Source organism: Ruegeria sp. CDSA079, from assembly GCF_059612245.1.
This window is the reverse complement of record NZ_JBXWQF010000027.1, coordinates 1-11,870: the sequence shown is the minus strand read 5'-3', so window position 1 is coordinate 11,870 and position 11,870 is coordinate 1. Positions and strand designations below refer to the sequence as shown.

The 11,870-nt window shown below is 57.5% G+C and carries 10 protein-coding genes, 1 tRNA gene and 1 pseudogene; 5 read left to right on the top strand and 7 right to left on the bottom strand.

The annotated features are described in order from the left end of the window. Window positions 1-94 precede the first annotated feature (94 nt). The 3 genes and pseudogenes from AC2FJZ_RS19995 to AC2FJZ_RS19985 all read right to left on the bottom strand — a co-directional run bounded on the left by AC2FJZ_RS19995 (window position 95) and on the right by AC2FJZ_RS19985 (window position 1,660). Window positions 95-1,255 (bottom strand): annotated as a pseudogene (locus AC2FJZ_RS19995) (WD40/YVTN/BNR-like repeat-containing protein). 114 nt (window positions 1,256-1,369) lie between these two features. Beyond that, complete coding sequence (gene ykgO, locus AC2FJZ_RS19990; RefSeq protein ID WP_008755722.1) at window positions 1,370-1,495, bottom strand: type B 50S ribosomal protein L36; 126 nt, start codon at window positions 1,493-1,495, stop codon at window positions 1,370-1,372. Window positions 1,496-1,585: 90 nt separating this feature from the next. Continuing rightward, window positions 1,586-1,660 (bottom strand) — tRNA-Val (locus tag AC2FJZ_RS19985). Window positions 1,661-1,808: 148 nt separating this feature from the next. On the opposite strand from AC2FJZ_RS19985, the gene AC2FJZ_RS19980 reads away from it, so the two are divergent. After that, on the top strand, window positions 1,809-2,669 hold the full coding sequence (locus AC2FJZ_RS19980) for an N-formylglutamate amidohydrolase (RefSeq protein WP_050606016.1): 861 nt from the start codon (window positions 1,809-1,811) through the stop codon (window positions 2,667-2,669). Between the two features lie 2 nt (window positions 2,670-2,671). Here the strand turns inward: AC2FJZ_RS19980 and AC2FJZ_RS19975 are convergent, their stop codons facing one another. Both AC2FJZ_RS19975 and pyrF read right to left on the bottom strand, forming a co-directional pair. Beyond that, the gene (locus AC2FJZ_RS19975; protein ID WP_496779825.1) at window positions 2,672-3,925 is read right to left on the bottom strand and encodes a DNA polymerase IV; all 1,254 of its coding nucleotides are present in this window, start codon (window positions 3,923-3,925) and stop codon (window positions 2,672-2,674) included. A gap of 336 nt (window positions 3,926-4,261) precedes the next feature. Beyond that, entirely contained in the window at window positions 4,262-4,966 is a 705-nt protein-coding gene (gene pyrF, locus AC2FJZ_RS19970) for an orotidine-5'-phosphate decarboxylase (protein WP_496674225.1), read from the bottom strand. Between the two features lie 140 nt (window positions 4,967-5,106). Between pyrF and AC2FJZ_RS19965 the strand changes: the two genes are divergently transcribed. Together AC2FJZ_RS19965 and clpB are read left to right on the top strand one after the other, a co-directional pair. Further along, window positions 5,107-5,424 carry a hypothetical protein gene (locus AC2FJZ_RS19965; RefSeq protein ID WP_496674222.1) on the top strand — a complete coding sequence of 106 codons (318 nt, stop codon included), beginning with the start codon at window positions 5,107-5,109 and terminating at the stop codon, window positions 5,422-5,424. A gap of 126 nt (window positions 5,425-5,550) precedes the next feature. Then, window positions 5,551-8,169 carry an ATP-dependent chaperone ClpB gene (clpB, locus tag AC2FJZ_RS19960; protein WP_496779823.1) on the top strand — a complete coding sequence of 873 codons (2,619 nt, stop codon included), beginning with the start codon at window positions 5,551-5,553 and terminating at the stop codon, window positions 8,167-8,169. 53 nt (window positions 8,170-8,222) lie between these two features. On the opposite strand, the gene AC2FJZ_RS19955 is transcribed toward clpB, so the two are convergent. Beyond that, window positions 8,223-8,846, bottom strand: a complete 624-nt coding sequence (locus tag AC2FJZ_RS19955; protein ID WP_496779821.1) for a class I SAM-dependent methyltransferase — start codon at window positions 8,844-8,846, stop codon at window positions 8,223-8,225. A 96-nt stretch (window positions 8,847-8,942) separates the two neighbouring features. Next, window positions 8,943-9,758, bottom strand: coding sequence for a cyclase family protein (locus tag AC2FJZ_RS19950; RefSeq protein WP_496779819.1), 816 nt, complete (start codon window positions 9,756-9,758; stop codon window positions 8,943-8,945). A 370-nt stretch (window positions 9,759-10,128) separates the two neighbouring features. On the opposite strand from AC2FJZ_RS19950, the gene msrP reads away from it, so the two are divergent. Together msrP and msrQ are read left to right on the top strand one after the other, a co-directional pair. Then, the gene (gene msrP, locus AC2FJZ_RS19945) at window positions 10,129-11,031 is read left to right on the top strand and encodes a protein-methionine-sulfoxide reductase catalytic subunit MsrP (RefSeq protein ID WP_496779862.1); all 903 of its coding nucleotides are present in this window, start codon (window positions 10,129-10,131) and stop codon (window positions 11,029-11,031) included. 4 nt (window positions 11,032-11,035) lie between these two features. After that, window positions 11,036-11,650, top strand: coding sequence for a protein-methionine-sulfoxide reductase heme-binding subunit MsrQ (gene msrQ / locus AC2FJZ_RS19940; RefSeq protein ID WP_496779817.1), 615 nt, complete (start codon window positions 11,036-11,038; stop codon window positions 11,648-11,650). Window positions 11,651-11,870: the final 220 nt, after the last annotated feature.

Here is an 11,870-nt window from a genome sequence, read left to right as displayed (position 1 = left end):
CAGATTTACTTGGTCAAATAATCGCAGGGGATGATGTGGGATTTACCCCATTATCAGCGAGTTGTTTGAATAAGAGGGATCAAAACCAAGTGGATCACCCGCGATCGAGTACTTCAACGGCAAGGATCGTAGGCAAATGGCGCGCCACTTCTTCCCAGGTATCCCCTTCGTCAACACTGGCAAAAACAGATCCGCTGTTGGTCCCGAAATAGATGCCTGCAGGGTCTCGGCGGTCTCCGGCCATGGCCTGGCGCAATACAGTGAAATAGCAGCTCTCCTGTGGCAGGCCGCGCCGCTGATCTTGCCATGTTGCGCCTCCGTTGGAGGATTTCCACACCGCAGCCGCTGCATCCGGCGGATAGCGCCCGATGCTGTCGCCATTCAAAGGCAATGTCCAGATCGTGTCAGGGTCGCGCGGGTGAACATGGATCGGAAACCCAAAGGTAGACGGTAGGCCTTCGGTGATGTCCTCCCAGCTGCGTCCTCCGTCGGGCGAACGCCAGACCCCGTGATGGTTTTGTTGGTACAGCAGATCCGTGGTTCCCGGGGCTTGAACCATGTTGTGGACGCAATGACCTGTCTCGCCATCTCTGGGGGCCGCAGGATGATCGTGGTGCGCACAGGCTTCGGCATTGGACAACCTGTTGCGTCGCTCCCAGCTCGCACCACCATCCTCGGACGCAAAAACACCTGCCGCCGAGATGCCAACCCAAAGCTTTTTGGCATCATTTGGATCCACCACGATCGTGTGCAGAACCAGACCCGCGCCGCCAGGATTCCAGTCAGGTGCTGAAGGATGGTTGGTCAGTCCCTCTACTGTGTCCCATGTCCGACCATCGTCATTGCTGACCAGCAGACGGGCCGGTTTGGTTCCAGCGTATAGCGCTCCGTGCTCATGGCGCAGAGACCAGATTTGCGAAACCGCGTCAGCGAAAGGCGCGGGCTCTCCGGTCCAGCCAATCATCTGGGCAAAATCAGGGTCGTTCGCGGCCCATTCGTCCCTTTGACCGTTGGTGAGTTTCGTCACCTCCCAGGTTTCACCGCCATCTTCAGATCTCCAGACACCGGCACCATGCCAGTCGCCGCCGCCTCCGGCCCAAAGAGTGCCAGTTTCGGTATCACCGATGACGTGGTTGATCGGCCAGCCGTCGCAATGCGGGCCCGATACTTTCTAGTCTGATCTGCCCTGGGCACCAGAGACTATAAAGGCGCCCTTGGTCGTGCCCACCAGCACATCGATGCCGTGTTCCAGCATGGTCTTCGCGCTCCGAATTATCGGAGCAAGTGTACCACGCCACGCCCAAAGTTTCAGAAAACAAAAAAAACCGCGCTGGGAAGCGCGGTTCTTCAAAACAGTGATGTGCAGTTCTTAGCCCTGGCGAGCTTTGAACTTGCGCTGCGTCTTGTTGATCACGTAGACGCGGCCTTTGCGACGCACAATACGGCAATCACGGTGCCGGTTCTTGAGCGAGCGGAGCGAGTTCTTGACCTTCATGGGTCTGTCTCCAATCTGCGGCGCCTTCATCAAGGACGTGGCCAGCGCCTGGGTTAGCGGGTGTCCCGGAAACCCGGAACAATGAAACGATGGTGGGCGGTACAAGGATCGAACTTGTGACCCCTTCGATGTCAACGAAGTGCTCTACCGCTGAGCTAACCGCCCACTTTCCCTTTGCGTGCCCAGCCCCATAACGAAATGGGGCGCGGATACCCGCGCCGGTAGCGGGGTCTATAAAAGGAGTCGTTCAGGGGTTCAAGGGGTTTGGAAGAACTATTTTCCGGTCTATGTTGATTACGAACATGGAGGGATCATGCATAACGCAGCCTATGTCTTGGACATGCCCGAAAACCGCACCTCGTGCGTGGTTTTTTCATCTCCTCACAGCGGGCGAGAGTATCCGGCGGCTTTTCTGAAGCGATCCGTGTTGAATCAAAATGTGATTCGGTCATCAGAAGATGCATTCGTGGACCAGTTATTTGCGCCTGCGGCGGAAAACGGTGCGCCTTTGATCAAAGCAGCCATGCCGCGTGCATATCTGGATTTGAATCGCAGCCTCGACGAGCTGGACCCGGCCCTGATCAGCGGTGCGCGCAGACATGGGCACAATCCCCGCGTTGCTTCAGGGTTGGGAGTGATTCCCCGCGTCGTGGCCAATGGTCGCGCGATCTACAGCGGAAAGCTGACCATGGATGAAGCGCGGCTGCGCATCGATACGTACTGGCGACCCTATCACGCTCGGCTGAAATCCCTGCTGGCCGAATCGCAGGAGAAATTTGGTCAGGCGATTCTGGTCGATTGCCATTCTATGCCGCATGAGGCCGTTTCCATGGCCGGCACGGCCCGCAGCAAACGGCCCGAGATCGTGCTGGGGGATCGGTTTGGTGCATCCGCGTCTTCGGAAATCGTGGATCTTGTCGAATCGGCCTTTGCCTCGGCAGGTCTCAACGTGGCGCGCAACGCGCCGTTTGCCGGGGCCTATGTCACCCAGACCTACGGGCGTCCGGGTCGCCATCAGCACGCCATTCAGATCGAAATCGACCGCGCGCTTTACATGGACGAAGAGAGGATCGCACCAAACGCTGATTTCATGGCGTTTTCGAAACTCTTGCGACAGGTGGTGCGCGAAATTGCAAGCATCGGGTCGGAACCGGTTCGTTTGGCGGCAGAGTAAACTCAGCGCAGCGCGCGGCCTTTCACAATGGCATCTGAGCCGAACCTTTGCCTGATCTCATCGGTGGCCCGCTCCGCCTGCGATCTGCGGGCGGCGCCGGGATCAAGCAGGTCGCCCGAGATGTCGGCCTGATCTGCCGAGCACAGATCAGACAGGCCACATCCCAAAAGCCGATAGGGTCCCTGATCACCCACTTGATCGAAAAGCCCCCTTGCCGTGCGATAAATCCGGTCGGCAATCTGCGTCGCATCCCGAAGGGACACGCGTCGGGTCAGGGTCTTGTGGTTGGCCTTCTTCAGCTTGAGCGTGACAACTCGCCCCGCCAGGTCCTTGGCCTTGGCCCGGTCCGAGACTTTCAGGGCCATGCGCCACAAATGCCCGTCCAAAATCTCGAGGTTGGCGGTGTCTTCGAAAAATGTGGTCTCATTGCTAATCGACTTCATCGGCTCATGCGCCGAGACACGGCGTTTGTCCTGCCCGCGGGCCAGATGCCACAGGCGATACCCCATTGCGCCGAAGCGTGCAGTTAGTGCCTCCTGATCCCAGCGCAGCAGATCGTTGAACGTTCGTATCCCTGCCCGGTCCAGCGATTCTTGTGCTGCTGGGCCAATGCCCCAGATCAGCCTTACGGGTTTGTCGTTCAGGAAGTCTGCCGTCTCGGCCTTGCCGATAACCGAGAAGCCGCGCGGCTTGTCGAGATCTGAAGCGACCTTGGCCAGGAACTTGTTGTGGCTCAGCCCGATAGACCCCGTCACGCCCAACTCTTCTTTCATGCGTTTGACCAAACGCGCCAGCATGACGGCCGGGGGTACCCCGTGCAATCGCTCGGTGCCGGAAAGATCCATGAACGCCTCATCCAGAGAGAGTGGTTCGACGACCGGAGTCAGCTCATCCATCATAGCACGTATATCGCGCGACACTTCAGCGTAAACGGACATGCGCGGTTTGATCACGACGGCTTCCGGGCAGAGCTGTAGGGCCTTGAACATGGGCATCGCGGATTTTACGCCGCGTATTCGGGCCACGTAACACGCCGTCGACACTACGCCCCGCTTCCCGCCACCTATGATGACCGGCTTGTCCGCAAGCTCGGGATTGTCGCGCTTTTCCACCGAGGCATAGAAAGCATCGCAATCCATATGAGCGATGGACAGGTCAAACAGCTCGGGGTGCGACTTGACCCTGGGGCTGCCACAGGCGTGGCAGCGCCGCTCGTTCGTCAAAGGTGTCAGGCAATCTCGGCAAAGACCGTGCATCTGCGACCTCGTGTGCTCCGCAGTTGGCTTGGGGTCCTTTATATCATCCCCCAACAGCGATCAAAGATCATTCATGAAAAGAAAACCCCCCGCAACGTCGCGGGGGGAAGTAACGAACCTCAGGAAGAAATGGTCCGTTGGGGAGTAATTCCCCTTAAGAATCGCCAAGTTTTTCGGTTTTCGATAGGATGAAGACCGCTTTTCTAAAACTCACTTTTTGAATGTGTGTTTTCCGGCACAGGGACGATTTGGCGCGGTTTTTCGAAAAATTGACCTAAGGTCAACTTGTTATCTGGCAAACCGGAGGCACAAACCGGACGAAATCGGCTGGTCCAGTCAGTGAATTTTCAAGGAATTTAACTCTGCCAGAACGGCCTCGGCAGCGGCTTTTGGGTCTTTCGCCTGATAAATCGGGCGGCCAACGACGATATGATCCGCGCCATCCTGAACCGCGTTGGCCGGCGTCGCCACGCGTTTCTGATCACCAAGAGCGGCACCGGCAGGGCGTACACCGGGAGTGACAATCAGGCGACCTTCGGCTTGGGGCAGGGCGCGGATCAGGGCGGCCTCTTGCGGGCTGGCGATGACGCCATCTGCCCCGGCTTCGAGTGCCTTGGCGGCACGTTCGACGACCAATTCCTGCACGTCGCCGTCTTTCAGAAGGCTGGCGTCCAGATCATCACGGTTCAGCGAAGTCAGGATCGTCACAGCGAGGATCTTCAGATCCTTGCCCGAGGCACCTTCTTTCGCGGCACGCACGACATGCGGGTCGCCATGTACGGTCAGGAAATCCAGATCGAACTGCGCCAGCCCTCGCACCGCGTTTTCAACCGTATTGCCAATGTCGAACAGCTTCATGTCCAGAAAAATGCGCTTGCCGTGATCCTGTTTCAGTTCATTGGCCAACGCCAACCCGCCTCCGGTCAGCATTCCCAGCCCGATCTTGTAGAAGGACACACTGTCCCCCAGCCGTTCAGCCATGGCCAGCCCCTGCAGGGCGTTGGGGACATCGAGGGCTACGATAAGGCGGTCATCGGACATGGGGGCGCTCCTTTTTGGCAAACGTCTGCGTCCTAGCGGGTTCAGCACACTCTGTCCATCTGAGATGCCGGACGCAGGGCGTATCCTTTTGTGTTATCGTACTGGAATTGAGCATTTGATTTCACAGTAAGGGACAGAAAATGAAAAAGCTGGTTGTGCTGGGCGTGTTGGTTGCGCTGGCTGCATGTGAGGAAACTCCGCCTGAAACACCGGAAACCGGGGCTGCACCGGTACCTACAAATGATGATTTACGTCTTGTGGGCGGCTATCGATCTGAAGACGATTGGTGTCAGCTTACGGGTGAAACGGCCTTTACTGGGAACTTCCTGGATCACACGGCCGATCTGGTGTCATGCCCGACGGGAAGTGCCGCAGCGCAGTCTCTGGTGGCTGATTTGGGTGCAGTTCAGGTTGCTGAGACCGGGGGCTACACCGTATTTACCATACAGCGCGAATAGTGGCGATTTCTGCGTCTTAGCCTCTTGAACCGGTAAAGATATTTCCCAGATTGAATGTGAGGCTTCGACCGATATGTGCCGCCAAGCGGGCATGTCAAAACGGGGCGCTTGGAAAAGGAGAATATCATGGACTTGAACAAGTTCACCGAGCGGGCACGGGGATTCGTGCAGGCGGCGCAGACTATTGCGCTGCGTGAGGGGCACCAGAGGTTGGAGCCCACACATATACTCAAAGCATTGATGGATGATGATCAGGGGCTGGCGAGCAACCTGATCACACGTGCAGGCGGTGCGCCGAACCGCGTGGTTGAAGCGCTGGATGCGGCCATGGGCAAGATCCCGAAGGTCAGCGGCGACGCGAGCCAGATCTACATGGACGGCCAGAGTGCAAAGGTTCTGGACGAGGCCACGAAGATTGCCACCAAGGCGGGTGATAGTTTTGTGCCCGTTGAACGGGTGCTTATGGCGCTGTGCATGGTCAAATCCAAGGCCAAAGAGGCGTTGGAGGCCGGTGCCGTATCCGCCCAGAAACTCAATGAGGCGATCAATGACATTCGTAAGGGCCGCACCGCGGACACCGCGTCTGCGGAAGAGGGCTATGACGCGCTCAAGAAATACGCGCGCGACCTGACCGAGGCGGCTGCCGAAGGCAAGATTGACCCGATCATCGGGCGGGATGAGGAAATCCGCCGCTCGATGCAGGTTCTGTCGCGTCGGACCAAGAACAACCCGGTTCTGATCGGGGAACCCGGCGTCGGTAAAACCGCGATTGCCGAAGGTATGGCCCTGCGCATCATCAACGGCGACGTGCCGGAATCGTTGAAGGACAAGAAGCTGCTCGCGCTCGACATGGGGGCGCTGATTGCTGGCGCGAAATACCGTGGTGAGTTCGAAGAACGACTGAAGGCGGTTCTGACCGAGGTCACCGAGGCCGCCGGTGAGATCATCCTGTTCATCGACGAGATGCACACGCTGGTCGGTGCCGGGAAATCCGACGGCGCGATGGATGCCGCCAACCTGATCAAACCTGCGCTTGCCCGGGGTGAGCTGCATTGTATCGGTGCAACCACGCTGGATGAGTACCGCAAGTACGTCGAAAAAGACGCGGCCCTTGCGCGCCGGTTCCAGCCTGTTGTCGTGGCTGAACCCACCGTTGAGGACACGATCAGCATCCTGCGCGGTATAAAAGAGAAGTACGAGTTGCACCACGGCGTGCGCATCTCGGACTCGGCGTTGGTGTCGGCGGCGACGCTGTCGCATCGCTATATCACTGACCGGTTCCTGCCTGACAAAGCCATCGATTTGGTCGACGAAGCGGCCTCGCGGTTGCGGATGGAGGTGGATTCCAAGCCGGAAGAACTCGATCAGCTGGATCGCCAGATTCTACAGATGCAGATCGAGGAAGAGGCGCTGAAGCTTGAGGACGACGCGGCCTCGAAGGATCGTCTGGAAACCTTGCAAAAGGATTTGGCCGATCTGCAGGAGAAATCCGCAGAGATGACCGCGCAATGGCAGGCCGAGCGTGACAAGCTGGCGGGCGCCCGTGATCTGAAAGAGCAGCTCGACAAGGCACGGGCTGATCTGGAAATCGCGAAGCGGGAAGGCAATCTGGCGAAAGCAGGAGAGCTGTCTTATGGCGTCATCCCCGAGCTTGAGAAAAAACTGACCGAGGCCGAGAACGCCGAAAGCAACGCAATGATGGCTGAGGAAACTGTTCGTCCGGAACAGATCGCTTCGGTTGTCGAACGCTGGACCGGCATCCCGACCTCGAAAATGCTGGAAGGCGAGCGTGAGAAACTGCTGCGGATGGAAGATGATCTGCATTCCCGCGTGATCGGTCAGGATGCGGCAGTCACGGCTGTGTCCAACGCTGTGCGCCGTGCACGGGCTGGTCTGAATGACGAAGGACGCCCACTGGGTTCGTTCCTGTTCCTGGGGCCGACCGGCGTGGGTAAGACCGAACTGACCAAGGCCGTGGCGAATTTCCTGTTCGACGACGACAACGCGATGGTGCGCATCGACATGTCCGAGTTCATGGAAAAACACGCGGTCGCCCGTCTGATCGGTGCCCCTCCGGGCTATGTCGGCTATGACGAAGGCGGTGTGCTGACCGAAGCTGTGCGGCGCCGGCCCTATCAGGTTGTGCTGTTTGATGAGGTCGAAAAGGCGCATCCGGATGTGTTCAACGTTCTGCTGCAGGTTCTGGACGATGGTGTGTTGACCGATGGTCAGGGCCGCACCGTGGACTTCAAGCAGACGCTGATCATCCTGACGTCGAACCTTGGGTCTCAGGCGCTCAGCCAGTTGCCCGAAGGGGCCGATAGCGCACAGGCCAAGCGCGACGTGATGGATGCAGTCCGGGCGCATTTCCGACCTGAGTTCCTGAACCGTCTGGACGAGACTATCATCTTCGACCGGCTCAAGCGGGCCGATATGGATGGCATTGTCGATATCCAGATGGCACGCCTGCAGAAACGGCTGGCCGTCCGCAAGATCGAGCTGGTGCTGGACGATGGTGCCAAGGAATGGCTGGCTGACGAAGGCTATGACCCGGTCTTTGGTGCGCGTCCGTTGAAGCGCGTGATTCAGCGCGCCTTGCAGAACCCGTTGGCCGAAGCGCTGCTGGCCGGCGAGATCAAGGATGGTGAGACTGTGCCTGTAACGGCTGGCGCCGACGGTCTGATCATCGGTGACCGGCTGGGAACGTCAGAACGACCACGCCCGGATGATGCTGTGGTGCATTAAACCTGACCAAAACAGAAGACCCGCCATTCCGGCGGGTCTTTATCTTAATACCTTCAAACCCTTCGATGGGCTAGGATACCCCGGCTTGTCCGTGATGGTGGGCCTGCGGGAAAAGAAAACTCACGGTCGCAGGTAAACCCTGCCTTCTCCAGAAGACCTAGAATCTGTTCCTTGCGAAACGTGCAGTGTCGCCATTGCAGCCAGATGATCGCATTGCACCAATGCGGCTTTGACACGACCAGATACAAACGCCCACCGGGTCGCAGAAGGTCGCGTATCTGCTCGAGCGCATTCAAAGCGTCCGGGCAGTGTTCGATCACATGCGCCGCCAATGCTACATCAGCGGGTTTGAGCTCTACAGAGCCGAGCATTCCTTGTGCAATGCTCGGCTCCACTCCCCGCGCGCGCAATGCGTCTTGGCCTTGCTTTACCATGACGTGACTGGGTTCAAGCAGTGTCATTTCACTGGGCGGTCCATGAATGGCGACCCAAGCTTCTGCGAAGGAGGCTGTCCCAGCGCCTACGTCAACAACACGCGACTTGGGCTCAGGCGCGCGTTGTTCTGCTGAGAGAAACCCAAGATACGCATCGTAGTAGCCAAGTGTGCGCATCTTGTCCCGCCATTTTGGTGCGGCGGTGTCATAGCGCGGGGTAGTGTCTGAAGTCGTCTTTTCCATAGGTTGATGTGCCCTCTGGGCCCGAGGTGTTTGGTGCGCACAGTGAGAAACTGACCAACAATACAGGCAAGCCAGATTGGTTGTTCGCTCATAGATTCACACCAACGCAAAAATCCGCGCTGGCCCACCGGTGCCACCTGCATGTTTTGGCGCACCGATAACGAGTGTCGCGCCGGATGCTGGCACCCGATCCAGATTGGCCAGGCATTCAATCCCAAACCGACCTGAAGGCAACCATGCATAATGGGTGGCAAAATCTGCTGACATGCCATGATCCAGCGACAGTGTATCCACGGCTATAGACCGCGCGCCGGTGTCCTCCATCAGCATCTGCGCCGCTTCAACATGGAAGCCCGGATAATGTTGCGCTGCGCCATCGAAGTTGCGAAACGCGTCTGTGGCGGTTTTTCCACCCCAGCCGGAATGCATCGCCACGCAGGCACCGTCAGGGATGTCTCCGTTGGCCGATATCCATGCCTTCAGATCGTCCGGTGTGACACGTGTGTCGGCATCGTCTGCTGCCCGCGCGGCGATATCCACCACACATAAAGGCGCGACCAGATCATTGACCGGAATCTCATCAACCGAGGTGCCATCCTCTGAAAAGTGCAGCGGGGCGTCGATATGAGTGCCTGTATGTTCATTGATCGATAAGTTGAACAGGTTGAACCCGTGATCCGCAAAGTTGAAAGACTGCTCGGCCGAAATGCCGGGCTCACCGCCCCATGTCGGGAAATCAGGGCTGAGCGTGTGGGTCATGTCCTCGATGCCGCCATGTCCTGCGGCCAGAGATGCGGGCGCCGTACCACCGGTTGCGACAGCGGCAACGCTTGTAGCAGCTGCAGCTTTGAAGAACCCGCGCCGAGACAGCATCCTGTCCTTGACGGCATTCATTACACAGATGTCACACATAATTCTTCCTCCCTTTTTGCGGCGAAACGGCTGCAATATCAGACAAGCGACGCGCAGGATCGCGTGCGATGCCTGCGTGGAAGAGTGCAATCTCGTAGGCGCTTTTGTAAAGGTTGCAGGCAAAAGGCCGGCATCTACGTCTGCATGGTCGGGACTTTCTTCCGTTTCGCAGCCCAGGTTCGGGGGCTGCTCGCCTGCAACGCGACCGGCGCGCATCACCTGAAGCGAAAAGCCTCTCACGGAGTCGCACGCGCGCCGTCCAGATTGGGAACGTTACAGTCACTTCGCTCAATCGTTACGCCTGTTTCGGTGGCGCTGTGCTATCAGCGCTATACCTTAACAGAGACAGATGTACGTAACGGAGACCCATATGGCGCATCGCTGGACCAATACTTTGACACAAGCCGACGTCACCCCTAGGGCGGCGTTCCTGAACCGGCGGCAGGTGATGGCCGGTCTGGCAGGTGTCGGACTGACCGCGATGGCACGCCCGGCTGCGGCGCAGGAGGAGCTGGAGCCGAACACGTGGGAAGAGATCACGACCTACAACAATTATTATGAGTTCGGGACCGGAAAAGATGACCCGGCCAAATATGCCGGATCGCTTGTGACCGAACCTTGGAGTGTCAAGATAGATGGTCTGGTGGATCGCCCGGGTGATTATGACTTCAAGGATATTCTGTCCGAAATGACCATCGAAGAGCGGATTTACCGTTTCCGATGCGTCGAGGCGTGGTCAATGGTCATTCCCTGGAACGGGTTCGAACTTGCGGACCTTCTGAATATGGCTGGTGTGAAGGAGGGCGCAAAATATGTGGCCCTTGAAACCGCGTACCGCCCGGATGAAATGCCCGGAACACGTTTCCCGATACTTGAATGGCCATATCGCGAAGGGCTGCGTCTGGATGAAGCGATGCATCCGCTGACGATCATGGCCACCGGAATTTACGGGAAAACGATTCCGAACCAGAACGGTGCGCCATTGCGGTTGGTGGTTCCTTGGAAATACGGGTTCAAGTCGATCAAGTCGATTGTGCGCATCACACTGACCGATGTAGAGCCGCCGACAAGCTGGAACATGTCCAACCCGCGCGAATATGGGTTTTACAGTAATGTGAATCCGAATGTGGATCATCCGCGTTGGTCTCAGGCTTCCGAGCGTCGCATTGGCGGCGGTTTGTTTGCCAAGCGGATCCCCACCCTTATGCTCAACGGTTATGAAGAAGAAGTCGCCGGCCTATATGAAGGCATGGATCTGGCTAAGAACTACTAAGATCATGCAGGCCTTGAACCAGATATTCCGCCGTATTCCGGTATGGGTTGTTTACCTGCTTGGGGCGCTACCTGCGCCCTGGCTGTTTTATCTCGGCCTGACCGGAGGTTTGGGCATCGATCCGATCGAAGCGTTGGAGCATCGCTATGGTGAACTGGCCCTGCAACTTCTGATCGCCGGTCTGGCAATCACTCCCATGCGTCGGATTGCGGGTTTGAACCTGATGAAGTTTCGGCGCGCCATCGGAGTTCTGACGTTCTCGTATGTCAGTCTGCATCTTCTGGTTTGGCTAGTATTGGATGTACAGCTTCCCAGCCAGATCTGGGCGGATATCCTCAAGCGCCCCTATATCACCGTTGGCATGGCTGCTTTCCTTCTTATGTTGCCGCTGGCGGTGACATCGAACAACTGGTCGGTGCGCAGGCTGGGGCGGCGTTGGCGCAAGCTTCACCGATTGATGTATCCGACCGCATTGCTGGGTGCATTGCACTACGTCATGCTTACCAAAGGGTTTCAGATCGAGCCGCTGGTTTATCTAACGATCATTCTCACGCTTCTTGCCCTTCGTTTGCCGATTCCAAGTGTCGTTTCCAGATCCAAAGCTGCAGATTCCGTCTGACTCGCCGCCGAGTCTGTGGGTAACTGTGTGCATAAGGGGTCGGCACCATAAATTTTGCGGTGACGTCACCAGATTTCGGCAATTCTTGGCGAGCGTCGAGGTGGATAAGCTTTTAAATTATAATATAAAAACAGATTATATAGAAAAACTTTTGATTTTTTGTTTTTTCTGCTTGCGGGTTTTGTGGGTAAACCTTAGAACCCCCTTCACCGGCGCTGCT